The organism is Bartonella queenslandensis AUST/NH15 (assembly GCF_000312585.1).
Taxonomy (GTDB): domain Bacteria; phylum Pseudomonadota; class Alphaproteobacteria; order Rhizobiales; family Rhizobiaceae; genus Bartonella; species Bartonella queenslandensis_A.
Window position 1 is genome coordinate 163,388 of sequence record NZ_HE998013.1, and the last position, 14,636, is coordinate 178,023.

At 36.4% G+C, this 14,636-nt stretch carries 11 protein-coding genes, 1 tRNA gene and 1 pseudogene; 9 read left to right on the plus strand and 4 right to left on the minus strand.

Annotated elements, in window-relative coordinates; translation table 11 throughout:
* Nucleotides 1-356: 356 nt before the first annotated feature.
* Nucleotides 357-875 (minus strand): helix-turn-helix domain-containing protein, encoded by a 519-nt coding sequence (locus tag BN338_RS08725; RefSeq protein WP_039761104.1) that lies wholly within the window; start codon nucleotides 873-875, stop codon nucleotides 357-359.
* Between the two features lie 146 nt (nucleotides 876-1,021).
* Here BN338_RS08725 and BN338_RS08730 point away from each other — a divergent pair, with 146 nt between their 5' ends.
* A complete protein-coding gene (locus tag BN338_RS08730) occupies nucleotides 1,022-1,240 on the plus strand; it encodes a hypothetical protein (protein ID WP_156809279.1) in 219 nt (72 codons plus the stop codon).
* Between the two features lie 186 nt (nucleotides 1,241-1,426).
* Here the strand turns inward: BN338_RS08730 and BN338_RS08735 are convergent, their stop codons facing one another.
* Nucleotides 1,427-1,936, minus strand: coding sequence for a helix-turn-helix domain-containing protein (locus tag BN338_RS08735; protein WP_039761111.1), 510 nt, complete (start codon nucleotides 1,934-1,936; stop codon nucleotides 1,427-1,429).
* Between the two features lie 493 nt (nucleotides 1,937-2,429).
* On the opposite strand from BN338_RS08735, the gene BN338_RS08740 reads away from it, so the two are divergent.
* A complete protein-coding gene (locus BN338_RS08740) occupies nucleotides 2,430-2,888 on the plus strand; it encodes a hypothetical protein (RefSeq protein ID WP_244427641.1) in 459 nt (152 codons plus the stop codon).
* On the plus strand, nucleotides 2,885-3,148 hold the full coding sequence (locus BN338_RS08745) for a hypothetical protein (RefSeq protein WP_039761114.1): 264 nt from the start codon (nucleotides 2,885-2,887) through the stop codon (nucleotides 3,146-3,148). Before BN338_RS08740 ends, BN338_RS08745 begins: the two co-directional genes overlap by 4 nt.
* Before the next feature lie 344 nt (nucleotides 3,149-3,492).
* Here the strand turns inward: BN338_RS08745 and BN338_RS08750 are convergent, their stop codons facing one another.
* The gene (locus tag BN338_RS08750) at nucleotides 3,493-4,704 is read right to left on the minus strand and encodes an MFS transporter (RefSeq protein WP_039761118.1); all 1,212 of its coding nucleotides are present in this window, start codon (nucleotides 4,702-4,704) and stop codon (nucleotides 3,493-3,495) included.
* A 622-nt stretch (nucleotides 4,705-5,326) separates the two neighbouring features.
* On the opposite strand from BN338_RS08750, the pseudogene BN338_RS08755 reads away from it, so the two are divergent.
* The 3 genes and pseudogenes from BN338_RS08755 to BN338_RS12190 all read left to right on the plus strand — a co-directional run bounded on the left by BN338_RS08755 (nucleotide 5,327) and on the right by BN338_RS12190 (nucleotide 8,948).
* Nucleotides 5,327-6,106, plus strand: a pseudogene (locus BN338_RS08755) (class I SAM-dependent methyltransferase).
* A 962-nt stretch (nucleotides 6,107-7,068) separates the two neighbouring features.
* Nucleotides 7,069-8,040, plus strand: a complete 972-nt coding sequence (locus BN338_RS13290; RefSeq protein ID WP_244427642.1) for an MFS transporter — start codon at nucleotides 7,069-7,071, stop codon at nucleotides 8,038-8,040.
* Nucleotides 8,037-8,948, plus strand: a complete 912-nt coding sequence (locus BN338_RS12190; protein WP_198003701.1) for an ATP-grasp domain-containing protein — start codon at nucleotides 8,037-8,039, stop codon at nucleotides 8,946-8,948. Before BN338_RS13290 ends, BN338_RS12190 begins: the two co-directional genes overlap by 4 nt.
* Nucleotides 8,949-9,125: 177 nt before the next feature.
* Here BN338_RS12190 and BN338_RS08770 read toward each other — a convergent pair.
* Nucleotides 9,126-9,215: transfer RNA gene (locus tag BN338_RS08770), tRNA-Ser, on the minus strand.
* A gap of 282 nt (nucleotides 9,216-9,497) precedes the next feature.
* Between BN338_RS08770 and rplU the strand changes: the two genes are divergently transcribed.
* The 3 genes from rplU (at nucleotide 9,498) to ptsP (ending at nucleotide 14,111) form a co-directional block, all read left to right on the plus strand.
* A complete protein-coding gene (gene rplU / locus BN338_RS08775; protein WP_039761120.1) occupies nucleotides 9,498-9,977 on the plus strand; it encodes a 50S ribosomal protein L21 in 480 nt (159 codons plus the stop codon).
* 12 nt (nucleotides 9,978-9,989) lie between these two features.
* The gene (gene rpmA / locus BN338_RS08780; protein WP_039761123.1) at nucleotides 9,990-10,259 is read left to right on the plus strand and encodes a 50S ribosomal protein L27; all 270 of its coding nucleotides are present in this window, start codon (nucleotides 9,990-9,992) and stop codon (nucleotides 10,257-10,259) included.
* 1,347 nt (nucleotides 10,260-11,606) lie between these two features.
* A complete protein-coding gene (gene ptsP, locus BN338_RS08785) occupies nucleotides 11,607-14,111 on the plus strand; it encodes a phosphoenolpyruvate--protein phosphotransferase (protein ID WP_198003695.1) in 2,505 nt (834 codons plus the stop codon).
* The last annotated feature ends 525 nt before the right edge of the window (nucleotides 14,112-14,636 follow it).

Below are 14,636 nucleotides of genomic sequence, written 5' to 3' on the forward strand. Positions count from 1 at the left end.
ATAAATGGCTTTTCGCTCTATATGTCTGTTATCCTTCTATAGGAACCCAATATAGCCTTAGCACCATAATGGAATTAAAGCCATATTATCTTTTCACTGTTGCCCGTATCATTTCCTTCAACCAACAAATATTTCAGGCATGATGTTCGCTTCTTTTTGAATAAATTTTATTTGTATCATCAACCATAATGCTTTTTATCTGTATCAGAGCAATATATTGATTTATAATGAATAATTTATCGTTTTTCAGATTGAACAAAAGACTCGAAGATCGTGAGATTTTTCTATTTCAAACCTGCTCATACAGTAGAAAATCAAAAAAGTTCCATTTTTTAAAAGGGCGGTTCGTTTGTATCTTATAACGTTTCTCGATACGTTTTCTCAACTTCGATTTTACGCTTTAAATGTAATTTTAAAAGTGGCATCGTGGCTTCAACTGCTTCCATATCGTTGAGGTTTTGAATAAGTTCTTGCAGTTTTCCATAAAGCTCTGCCGCAAGTTCTGCTATATCTTCAGCAGGTGTATCTATTTTTGCATCATGATAAGTTGTATACGCTAAATGTCCAAGCTTTTTCATTAGTCCAACAGGGATCGCTTGCGGTTTTAAACCAGCTGCTTTCGCTTTTGCCATATCTGAAAACATCTCGCCATTACCCGTTACAAGCCAATCTAATGAAACACCGCAAATTTCTTGATATTTGGAGAGTGCAGAAGCTGTAGGCTCGCTTATACCAGTTTCATAAGTTCCTATAGAGCCAGCACTGATACCAATATATTCAGCAAACTGCTTACGCTCTATGAAACCAAGAGCTTGACGCACTTTTCGAAAACGTTTTGCCAACTCAGTTTTAGGTTTTACTTCTGGACGAGCCAAAAAATTACTCCAAAATCAATATAATTGCTGACTAAATAATTATATTGATTTATATTCCTTATTACTGCCCCTTAATTGGGCAAAAATTTACATACATAACCCCACAAAAATGGATGTTGCAGCATCCATTTGCAGGAGCGAAATTTATGACAATTACACAAAAAATGCAACCGCCGTGGTTTTTTACTGAGCTGCGCCGTTATAATATGTTCGTAGCGAAACTCACAAAAGATTACCATACTGCCTTAAAAGTCGCAGTTGCATTTTTCTCAACAGCAAAAATGCTCACTGCGGTTTCCTCGCCCTACTGTGCGATAACGCCGTTTGAACCTCTTTGCCAAAATATGCAAACGCACTTTCCATAGCTTTTTAATTACATAAGATAAAAAGTTTATCAATCTCTAAAAATTATTATAACTTAAGATCTTATACTAAACGAAAAGAGAAAGGAATTCATAAAATATATGAGAATTTATTGGTTCTTAAACTGGATTTTGAAAGCAGAAAATATTTTCATTTTTTACCTTAGAAAAGGTTAGTGATTTTCTTTATTACTGTGAAAGATGTTTTTCAGATTCGATTTTACGCTTTAAATGAAGTTTTAAAAGTGGCATCGTGGCTTCAACTTCTTCCATATCATTGAGGTTTTGAATAAGCTCTTGCAGTTTTCCGTAAAGCTCTGCCGCAAGTTCTACTATATCTTCAGGAAACATGTCTATTTGTGCATCATGATAAGTTGTATACGCTAAATGTCCAAGCTTTTTCATCAACCCAACAGGAATCCCTTGCGGTTTTAAACCAGCAGCTTGCGCTTTTGCCATATCTGAAAACATTTCGCCATTACCCGTTACAAGCCAGTTTAAATTGACTTTTAATTTCTCTGATAGAACAACCAAAAATTCTACATTAGGAAAGGTCGTGCCTCTTTCAGCGTGATCATAAATAGCTTTATTAATACCTAAACGCGTCGCTATTTGATGTCTACTAAGCAGCAAACTTTCTCGTATTAAACGTAATCGTTTCGCCTGTTCTGTTTTGGGTTCAATTTCTTTTTTTGCCAAATTACACAATAATGCAAAAAATGCATTGAATTAATACAATATTTGCATTATACCTCTTATTACTGCCCCTTCATATTGGGCAAATATTTACATATATAACCCCACACCCCTGGATGTTACAGCATCCATTTAAGCAGGAACGAAAATTATGACAATCACACCCCAAGGGCAACCACCATAGTATTTTGCCAAGATACCCCACTCTCATACACCCTAGGCAAAACATGTAAAAGTCTACCAAATAATGACCACCAGTGTCAAAAATATTTGGGCATTCTCTCACGAAAAAACAACACCTGCCATTGCCAATTGTATGTCCGTCGAGCAAAGTTCTATCAACTGCTCTTTCAAAAAGTACAATCATATGTTTTAGAGCAGTAAAAGCCCAATGCGGTTCTTTTCATTGTATGCTGTGCACTATGCCACTGAGATCTTATCACAAAATATGCAAATACACTTTCCGTCGTTTTTTTATAAGATAAAAGGTTTATCAATGTCTAAAAATCAATATAAAATAGGCAAAATAATCGATATTCTACAAAAAATGAGATTATCACACATTCTTAAGAAGCTGAGCGTTTACAAACCGTGCTTGCTTATTGTAAATATTAATGGCACTGATTTAGCTGTGATTGGCAATAGAGACTTCAGAGTGTTTAGTTTACTGTCAAATTACTCCTCCTCTGTACCAATTAGAAGCTTTTTGGCAATGTATGCTAAATGCTATAAGTTCTATCGTAAATACATTGCCATTCATATTTACAATGGAGCATTCCCAAACCTTGGAGTGATAAAGTCTTTAATAGACATTGATTTTAAAACACGTATTTTGCAGAAAATTGACAAAATCATGAAGTTCGTATACATGGCAATCCTAGGTGATGATCGTGGAGTGATACTTAAACATACCAAAGCTGCACAAAAAACCGCAACGTGGAGGAATTCAGCATGACCTCTTTATGCGATAAAGAATTATCTGATACACTGGTTGGTCTTTATGACGACTATCAACGCGGTTTCGATATTGGAGAGGAGCTTAAATTATGTGTGGATTTAGCTTTGTCTCTTGAATTGGAGCTTAGCATTCACCGTTTAAGTGAAACAGAGGCTGTTTTAAAAAAAGAGATTGTGCAAACCTTGCATCGCCGCAGGAACGCTTGTTCCAATGAGGATGAAATTGATACAATTCCTCCTATGGATTTTGAAAAATAAGAATAATGCGACATTCTCCCCGTGATATTACACTCTCTTCCTATATGATAAGAAATTGCCTGATTGCTTCACTTTCTACCATACAGAAACCAAAAAACTTTTAAGAAGCTTTAAAGTGTTGCGTTTTTTCTCCTTAAAAAAATGAGAGGAATTAAAGAAACATCTCAGCCCTTTTGGATCATCATCAAAAAATCAAGAATTTTATAGCATATATATAAACTTATGTTTTATTTAAAAGCACCAAATCTCATCTTTTCTCACTGACTCGTTAAAAGAAAAATATAAAATATTCCGCAGCGTAAATGTTTATAAAATAGCGTATATTTACTATACTTAAATGGAATTTATTGTTTTTCATGTTTATAAAATAGCACGATGAATATTCCAACAAGCGCAACGATACTTTGAAGAAAATATATCGTTTGGGGCGATATGCGACTGCTATCGCTTGCCATAATGAGATAGACTCCGAGGATCAAGCAGCCAGAGATACCATTAAAACTTGCCTGCAATCTTCCTTGGTATTCAGGATCACAAGACAGTTGTGATAAAGAAATCGAAAGAGCCCAACTCGAAAGTCCAAATCCAATCATAAAGTAAACAGGAAAAACAACAAAAATGTGTGTGTTAAAAGACAAAATAGCGAGACAAATCGCCATAAAAGCTAACAAAATGGCTAATGTTTTTCTTATGGATAAAACTGTACAAAGAAGTGGTGAAAAAAACGCACCAGTTAATACACCCATAGAATAAAGCACCTCAAATATTGCGAAGGTCCTGCTATCCGCATGCAAGACCTCATGTATATAAGGAACAAGAATAACAGGGATGGTCATCAAAAGAGTCATAATAATCATCTGGCTGATATAAGGCATAAAAAGAGTTGGATTTTGTTTAAAATAATGAAGTGATGATATATAACTTTCCCACCAATTTTGCTGATCTTGGCTTTTATATCTTTTAGTTTTAGGAACCTTCATTACAAGGTTAAAAAAACCAGCAATAATCAAAAATATGCCCCCTATGAGGAGTGCTCCTTTTGTTCCTGCGTAGGATAATATAAATCCACTTAAGCCCATACCTACGATAGTGCCAAGTTCATAAACCATATCAATGGTCGCATTTGCATTGACAAGCTGTTTTTTAGGAACAATACTTTGAATTAAAGGAATAGCTGATGGCATATAAAAAGAAATAAAAATACCCAAAAGAGCAGATAAGATCATCAAATCAATTTCTATGCCTCGATACCCAAGCATTACCCAGCCCACAATTACCAAACCTCTCACAAGATTTGAAATAATAATCTGCACTTTACGATTATATTTATCTGCCAATATGCCAAAAATAGGCGCAAAAATAATACTAGGTGCCCAAAGGAAAAGCATCATCAACGCTACACCACGAATTGAATTTGTCTGATTATAAGCAAACCATGATAATGCAATGTAATTTAGTCCGTTTCCAAACGTAGCAAACAAACCGCTCAGGGTAAAATAGAGAAAAGCTCTATTCTCGAATAGAGCAGCACGTTCTTTCAAATTTGTAACGAACATAAATCATTCCCTCATACATATATCATTCAGTATGCAGTATAACCACATTTAAAAGATATATTTAGCTCTTACTTTAGTCGATTAAATTTAAAGAAACAAAATTCCTCATTTTGTTAGAGCGTGATTCATTTTTTTATGAAAAGAATATGCTCTCAAAATCATATGAAATAATCTTAGCATATTGAAGATTCATAAATACTTTTATTCTCATTGCACGTTACATTGGCACCAGTAGCACTCATAGTGCGTAAAACAAATGAGCTGTTTTGGCTGTACAATTACAAAGCAAATAGGTCCTCTCATTTTTACGATAGGGCATTTGAAATTGGTTATTTCCACAAACAGGTTATAAATTTTATGCTCATAAAAGGCATTTAAGTGATAATCACACCAGAAGTGAGATAAATTTTTAAAAAACTCTATAGAATCGCGGAGTGACCTGCGCAAAAAAACTATTGATTTTTAAAATACATCATTTGAGGCAGAAATATAAATATTAACCCTATAGAATAGATCAAAGAGCAACTCTCATTTAACTTTCTTTTAAAATTTATACTTGACATAATGGACAAAAGAAAGCTTCTTTTTGTACAGCGCAATTTCGCGAGGAGGACAACACCACATGCGAGAAACCATTCAACAAAAAAGTGAAAAATTTGATGGATTGGCTGATGATTATGATCGCTATCGTCCACGCTATCCCCTCACTTTATTTAAAACCATGCTGCTTCCTTTTAAAGATAAAAAGCATTTGTCCATCGTGGATGTTGGAGCGGGAACAGGCATTGCATTAGAGGGAATTGTCACACTTCTAGGAAATGAACACCACTATCATGCTATCGATGTATCAACAGATATGATTAAGAAGGGACAAAAAAATTTTCCTTTTGTGCAATGGTACCACGGCAAAGCTGAAAGCCTCTTGCCCCAAAGCGGCAAGGTTGATCTTGTTATTGCAGCACAAGCGTTTCAGTGGATGGATCGCCCTCAGTTACTTTACGCTGTCTCAAGCTAACTTCGCACTGGCGGTGGTGTCATGGCGGTTATTCAAAACAATCGTGATTTTCAAAATAGTCAATTTCTTGCCGCTTATGAGTCATTATTAGAGGAAATGAGCCCTAACTATTCCCGTTATTATCGTAATTTTGATTTTTTACAAGAGATGCGTGATGGTCTTGAAGTAAATCCTGAAAAGGTTGCTTTACATACACACAATTGGACGATGACAATCCCGTCCGAAGCTTTTATCGGCATGAGCCGTTCTTCAACGCAAGCGCAACGCGCCATTGCTAACCATGGAGAAAAATATTTGCAGCAATTGGTTGCACTAACAAAACAATATGAAGTGCGAGGAAATTTAGAACTTTTATATCAAAGTGAACTCTACATCTATATGAAATAATCTTACATCTATGGTTACCTCCGTTACCTTTCAACGCATTATATTACCCCAAATAAATGAAGTCATCCCTCCCAAATTGGTTGTATAAAAATCCCTTAAAGCTGTACTAGCACCCTCAATCTGAGATCATCAATAATTTCTGTACGATAATAAGGGGCATTGCCATCCTAAAACCTAAGCTTATCCCAGCAATGATCAATAAAAACCCCACAACCTTGAATTAAACAAAGACACTCGTAAAAATACCCAATATGGCTCTCAGGCGTAGCTGTGATCATCATCTAGTAAAGTGACCCTTTATCGGCAAGATGTTGCATAAAAAACGCAGCAAAGATACCAGCTCCTCCCGCTACTCAATTTCATGAAAATGGACTATCATTATAGTAAATATCAGTATTCAAACTTATATCATACCCCTATCGAAAGAACTTGACATGCCCTGTAATACGTGCATCAATTATTTGTAAACATATACACTGATTACGATACTACACATTTTAAAAAGTGTTGATTTAGAGTCAAATATGGGGGGGCGTAAGCAATTGATGTTTCGATTTTATGGTTTTATGGACTTGTTGTCCTACTCTATCTTTCTGATATGGTGCTTTTCTTAAATAACCTGTGGAATGCTTATCGCATAACATCCTCATCGGTTTTTCTAGGCACAACCATGGCTTTGGGAATCCTTACCCCCTATTTTTTGAAAAAAATTGGACTTGTGTATATTAAAGCCTCGTTATGATTGGTAGATTTATACACAAGACGGATCATCATCTATAGCCTCCTTTTATTGATTGCTCTTTTTCATTATGTCGACTCCCCTTTTGGTTTTATTGCGGTCTCTATCTCTATTGGTTATCTCTCTTTGATCACCTTAAGTTCGCTGGAGACTTAATAATACTAAACTCGCGCTTAGTGGTTATATTAGTGCTCAAAAGTCTTCCCGCATTATGCAAACAGTGGTGCAGATTGGCGCCTTTTTTGGAGCAGCATTGAGTGGTTATCTCTTAGAAGCAACCAGCCCACGAGGGGCTGCAGCTGAAGTCGGCTATAATAGTTTGATTGCAGCTATTTGTGTGTTTGACATTATCGTAAGCCTTGTGGCCGGATATGTCATCTTTCGTGATGAATATTGTACCGATAGCACTACAAACGCCTTGCCTCCTGTCACCGATAAAGATCCAATGCTTATACCGCAGGCAAATGGGCTTTCCTTAGAGCTTAAACTTTTATGCGTCTGCATAGGCTTTATTGGCTTTCACATTTGTTCTTATAATACACTGGCAACGATCCTTTTTCAGAGTGTGAAAAATTTTGGCTCTGAATATTATGGGCTGTGCAGCGCAATTGCAGGTGTAGGGGCTTTTTTAGCTGCTTTTATCAAGATCCCACGCTTTGAATTCATCCTTCCAGCCCTTATGTTGGGTTTAGCTGATCTTATTTTTAGCACCACACAATCACCTTATTTGGCTGTGATTTTTTGCTTTTTTATTGGCTTTTCAATGAATACCATGCGGATTAACGCCCGCAAACATATGATTGAAGCAACCCGAACAGAAACTCAAGCAGAGCTGGTGGGAAGCTATAGCGGCATGCTTTATACTCTCTCCCAATCGGCTGGTTATGTTATCCTTGGTCTTCTTACAAGCTCTGCCCTTATGGGGCCTCAAGCAGCCATTTACCTTCTCCCCCTTATAGGGCTGATAATTTTTATTTATGTTTTTTTCCTTATCTCTCAACTAGCTCTTTTTTCACACTTTATGCTCTCTTATCAGGGTGAGGGCATGGTAGAGGCGAAACTTCATCGTGTCGATGAAATAAAACAGCGCTTTCCAGTCGGCAAGATAAAAGCCGTGGTGGCAGACTCCGAAATAGGTATTTATTGTGCAGAACAATTAGCTGCTTATTATGGTTATGCTGGAATAACCCCTTGACCACCGATTGGCAGCGAAAAAAGGCAGCAATGCAAAGGCGCCTTTGTGAAAACGGTTTATCCCATATTCGATCAAAAATTCTTACAAAAGGTAATTGTGCTCACGATGATTTTGAAAGTCTCAGTGGCTATGTGGTAAAGTCAAACGATTCTGCAGGAAGCAATGGTGTTTTGTTTTTCTCTAGTCGTAAAGAAGTAGCGGCGTGGATTTCTGAAATCGACTGGACGCAGAAAAATATTTTTGGCACCCCTAACGAAGCTTATTTGCTCCAAGACAGATTGGAGGGAGAGGAATACATCGTAGATGCCATTGTAAATGGAGAAGCTATAAAGATATGCGCTTTATCGCGATATAAAAAGGGTATCCATAATGGAAGTGCCTTTGTTTATGAATCGCTTGATGTGCTTGATGCTCAAGATCCCCTTTATGCCGCTCTTATCTCTTATGCAAAACAGTGCATTCCCGCAGTGGGAATTGAATATGGACCTGCACATATGGAAATCATGCAAACCGCTCGTGGTCCAGTGATGATCGAAGTAGGAGCCCGCCTCCACGGGGGGATTGCGCTTACTTTGTTTGCACATTGCTATGAAAATGATTTACTTGAAAGTGCCGATAACCTTATTACCGGAGTGTTTTCGCAAACATCAAGTCGCTTTAAGAAAAAAGGGCGTATTATCTTTCTTATTAATAAAATTAACGGTCATATCATAAAAGACGTTAATCTATGGCAACAAAAGCTTCATTCTTGGGATAATGTCATTCATTTTATGCTCTTTTTTAAAGAAAATGAGCCTCTACCCCTAACTATCGATTTAAACACCTGTCCAGCCATTATAGCAATTTGGGGTGAGAGTGATGATGAATTATCGACTTTGGAAAAAATAATTCGTCGCAATTTTCTATAGAGAGAACATCAATTGAAAATAACAAAAAAGCTAAAGAATGCTGAATTTATAAAACCATACTATCAAGATAGTACAGAAAAATTCACTTAGCAGCGTAAGATAGATAAAAATAAATTACCAAAACCAAAGAAAGCAGAATCCTTGAACCTTTATATAACCCATCGATTTTATAATGAATGGCGGAGAGAGAGGGATTTGAACCCCCGATAGAGTTGCCCCTATGCCGCATCTCGAGTGCGGTGCTTTCAACCACTCAGCCATCTCTCCAATAAAGTGAAATAAAAATCAGCACTATCGAGTGTATAAAGGGTAGATAACCTTCAATCGTTTTGGGTACAACCTTTTTTTCTTTTTTATAAGACTTTATTGACAGAGAATAGAAATTCCTTCATATATGTAGAATATAAGCGTGGGGAAATCTGCGCATATTTGTGTTGAGGAAGGTTTTATCCTTCTTTAAGATCTATTACGACTGATAAAAAGCAGCCTATTTTTCCTGATTTCAAGGTAGAAGTTAAATAAGAGCTGGAGTGAACGGAAGGATAAAAAATGTTCGCAGTCATTAAAACCGGTGGGAAGCAATACCGCATTGTTGCTAACCAAGTGGTAAAAGTTGAAAAAGTGAGTGGAAATGCGGGTGATGTTATTGAATTCAATGACGTATTGATGGTTGGACAAGAAGGTAATTCAGTTATTGGTACACCTGTTGTTGCTGGTGCACTGGTGACGGCTGAAATTTTAGAACAGACACGTGGGCGCAAGGTTATTGCATTTAAAAAGCGCCGTCGTCAAAATTCTAAACGCACGCGTGGTCATCGTCAAGAATTTACAACACTGCGTGTTCTAGAAGTTTTAATGGGTGGTTCAAAACCTAAAAAAGCAGCTGCGAACCCCATGAAAAAGGAAGAAACTGTATCAAAGGAAACAAAAGAAGCAGATTCTATTGAGAAGACGGATAAAAAAACGACTGAAAAAAAGACTACATCGCAGAAGAAAACGGTTGTAATATCGAAGAATAAGAAAGATTAAAGGAGAGCGTCTATGGCACATAAAAAAGCTGGGGGTTCCTCGCGTAATGGTCGCGATTCAGAATCAAAACGTCTAGGGGTTAAAAAATTTGGTGGTGAAACCGTTATTGCTGGAAATATTATTATCCGTCAGCGCGGTACACGTTGGCATCCTGGCAACAATGTTGGCATTGGAAAAGACCATACGCTTTTTGCGCTATCAAATGGGAAGGTTTCTTTTCAACGGAAAGCAGGTAACCGTTCCTATGTTTCAGTTATTCCTATATTGGAAGCAGCAGAATAATCTGTTGCACTCTCTAGCGATCAATAGGAATTTCGCTGAATTATAATTATAGTTTTATAAGCATTAAAAGGGAAAGATGGGTTATCATCTTTCCCTTTTTGTATTGGTATTACAATAAATGTAGAAGGTATATGGAAAACACAAAAGGAGTAGAATTGAGGAAATGACTTTTCTCAATGAGAAAAAGAGCTTGTGCAGTGTTTTGTTTTTATTCAAGATATTGATTTATGGTGAAATTTGTTGATAAATTTTGGGTATGATAAGAGTGAGGAAAGCTTATGGTCTTTTTATGAACGAAGAAGCACCGAGTAATTTCTTTATAAGAGAGGCAATGTGCTTTTTAGAAATTATGAGAAACTTAAATTCATACGATAATTTTGATAAAGATAAATCTTTTTATTGGCATGGATGGTGTCGATGAATTATCACATTTTTTTAATGGTGATGTAGATAGGTAGGGCTATTCATTTGAAAGAACAGAGATTAAGAAATTCACAAGATAGCCGTAAAAAACGACTTTGAAAGTAACGTGCGTTAAGGAATTTTGATAAATCGAGAGTTAAATTATATTTTGAAGGAGGACGGTGTTTAAAAATATAAGAATAACCGAGGTGCAATTAGCTACTTTCAAAAGTATTTTTTCTATTTTTATATTTTTTATCTCATTTGTAAAACTTTCTAAAAGTAAGGTTGTTTTTAGATTTTTTCTTGGTTTTAGTGGTTGAGTATGGCATGTGAGGGATGTATGTATTTTGCACATGTGCAGAGGAAGGCATTGTGTGCTTGCGATATTGATTGAAGTAAAAGAATAGCTTAAAATATATCAATGTTGCACATTGAGGGGTTTCATATCATAGAATGAACTGCGCAGAGTTTTTAAAATAGTCAGTTGCATGGAGCAATTTGTAATTATGGAATGAGTTTAGAAGAGAGACAGTGGGGTAAAGTGTTAGTTAAAGTAACAGATGAATCAGAGAGATTGGTTTCTTGCAGAAAAAATAATGACAAGTTATGCTGAATAACGTGGGATAGTGGGAGCATTTTAGACAGAGTTTTTCAGGTAATTGGGGCTTTAAAAATCACGGTTTTGTCTTGGTAAATTAAAGAGTAAGAGTTTCTTATGATGATTTTAAGCAACCCGCTGGAATGATATCCAATTTGTTTTATCGTTTATATTAAGGTATTTAAGCACCTAACTTGGCTATATTTCGTAAAATAAAAGAGAATAGTTGTGTTGTTTCGCTTGGATTTGTGAAAATGTGGCTTTGAAATGAAATTTACCAAAGATATTCGTATTCAAATGTGAGGCAATTTGAATTTATAATGAGATGTGAGAAAGTAGAAGCAATGAATGTAGATTTTATCGAGAGTGAAATCTTGTCTATAAGATCTGTACAACTTGCAGCTGCTTTTGATCATAAAAATGATGCGATCTATGCCGCTGCTGAATTACTTGTGCAGGTCGGTGCAGTTGACAAATGTTATCTGGAAAGCATGCTCGCACGTGAAGAAATAACCAATACTTGGTTGGGGAATGGTATCGCCATTCCTCATGGCATGGTTGAAAATCGTGATTTAATTATCAAGGATGCTGTTGCTGTTATACAGGTCCCTGCTGGTGTTGAGTGGCAGGATGGAAAGAAAGCACATTTGATTATTGCCATTGCAGCATCTCCAGATCGCTATAGAGAAGTTTGTAAAAAATTGACATCTCTTTTATTTGATAAAAAACAGCTTGAAGTACTTGCAACAACTACAGACAAACAACAAATTGTTACAACTCTGTTTGATCAAGCAATGAAGATAGAAAAAACTTTTATTGGTGATCTTTCAGTGTGTCAGGAATGGACTTTAGATTATCCAAGTGGTCTTCATGCACGACCAGCTTCTCTTTGGGTTGATTTTGCAAAAAAGGTCCAGAACTCTATCAGAGTTCGCCATGGTCAATATGCTGTTGAAATGAAAAATCTGGTTGGTTTATTGCAATTAGGAGTAAAAAACGGTGATGTCCTGATTTTTTCTACAGATGCTGTAGAAGGAGCACAACTTCTTAAAGAGGCGATTTCTATTGTAAAAAAAGTGAGCATCAGTGAAAAATGCATGTTGAGAGAAGCGGAATCTCAAACAAAGACTTTTCATGGTTGGTATCCACGTTCTATGCAAAAAGGTATTTCTGGTGTTGGAGCAAATTCAGGATTAGCGTTTGGTAAGATTTTTGTTTTAAGGCAAAATGATATTTCCATAATAGATCAGCCAATTGATTTTGCGACTGGTGCAACATGTCTTGAAAATGCTCTCTCAAAAACAAAACAAAAAATAGAATCAGTGATTTCTGATATTACAGTACGTATGGGAGTGGATTCTGCCGCGATTTTTTCGGCGCAAATGGTTTTGCTTGAAGATGAAAATTTAATAACTCAAGCTTATCGTTTTATAGCAGAAGGTCATGGTGTGGCTTGGTCTTGGGATAGAGCAGTTCGGCAATTTTCAGATATGTTTTCTAAGGCAGATAATCCTTTGTTAGCAGCACGTTCTGTTAATTTACTTGATGTTGGTCGTCGTGTTTTAGGTGAAATAAATCCATCCTATAGATCATTCTTTTTAAATGATATTCCACACGGTGTAATTCTGGTTACAAATGATCTTTCTCCTTCTGATGTCGCACAGCTTGATTGTACAAAAGTAAAAGGATTAGCAACAGCATGGGGAGGTCCACTCTCTCATACCACTATTTTGGTGCGTAGTCTTGATATTCCGATGATTGTTGCAGCAGGCGCTGATATTTTAGCAGTGCAGTCTGATATTCAGGCTATTATTGATGGCGATAATGGGTTCATTTACCTTGATCCTACATTTGAAGATATTGAAGATGTTCAAAGGCAAATTGATATTGTTGCACAAAAACGTGCCAGTGAGATAAGTACATGTAGAGTACCAGCGCAAACGATAGATGGTCAAAGAATTCGTATCATGGCTAATGTTAACTATGCAAATCAGGTTCCTGTTGCGTTTGGTTTGGGAGCTGAAGGCATTGGACTCATGCGTACGGAGTTTTTGTTTTTAGAGAATCCACATATTCCAGATGAAGAGGTACAATTTGATATATATCGGGCGATGATTACAGCTGTAGGAGGTAAGCCATTAATTATTCGTGCGCTTGATATTGGTGGGGATAAACAGGTTACACATTTACATTTATCCAAAGAAGACAATCCTTTTTTAGGTGTTCGAGGGACGCGGCTTTTGTTACGTCGCCGTGATCTTTTGGTACCTCAATTACGTGCTTTGTATCGAGCGGCAAAAGAGGCTGGAGATCTATGGATTGTGTTTCCAATGGTGATGTCTGTTTCAGAAATTGTTTCCATAAAAAAGATTGCAGAAGAAATCCGCAACGATATTGGTGCACAAAAATTAAAACTTGGTATTATGATTGAAGTTCCAGCAGCGGCTATTATGGCAGATGTGTTGAGCGCTCATGTTGACTTTTTCTCAATTGGAACCAACGATTTAACCCAGTATACAATGGCTGTTGATCGGCAAAATCCGTACCTTGTATCTGAAGCCGATAGCCTTGATCCAGCAGTTTTGCGTATGATTTATCAGACTATTCAGGGAGCAGCACAACATAAGTGTTGGGTTAGTGTATGTGGTGGTATGGCTGGAGATCCCTTCGGTGCGATGATTTTGGCTGGATTGGGAATTCACGAGCTTTCCATGATATCCAGTGATATTTCTTCCGTAAAAGCATGCTTACAGGCACATAGTTTTGAGGATATGAAAATTTTAGCAAAAAAAGCATTGCAATGTGAAACTGCAGGCGCTGTACGCGCTCTAAGCAAGGATATCCAGTGATAAAGAATTTAAGATAAAAGGACGTGCTCATTGTGCAAAATCTTAGATTTTTAGTATTGTGGACCATTGTCTTTTAGAGAGATTATAGGCAACATATTAATTTATCACTATAAATTAATATGTTGCCTATGAAATAAAATATAAAAGTACAAACAGATAGCCCTCATCTCAAGGGAGCAATTTTAATATTAGAAATATAAAAAATTCATATCGTTATTATTCTATTTATTATTGAGGCAATCAATGTTGATAGGAGAGAGATGTTTAATTATTTCATTGTGAAGAAAACGTAGATCGTATGCTAATTTTAAGAGCAATATTTTTTCAGAAAGCAGAAGGTGCGTAAGTAAGCATGAAAGTTTATGGTTGGGGATAAGCTTTTTTATTCCCATGCTAGCATTCTACATAACTATCCAAGGAAAAAGTTTTTTCTTAAAAAGAAAGGATGTCTTGTTATTCAACAGGTATCAGCTTTTATTTTAATCAATGAATTTGTTTTTGAATTTTAAATGTAATAATTTAAGC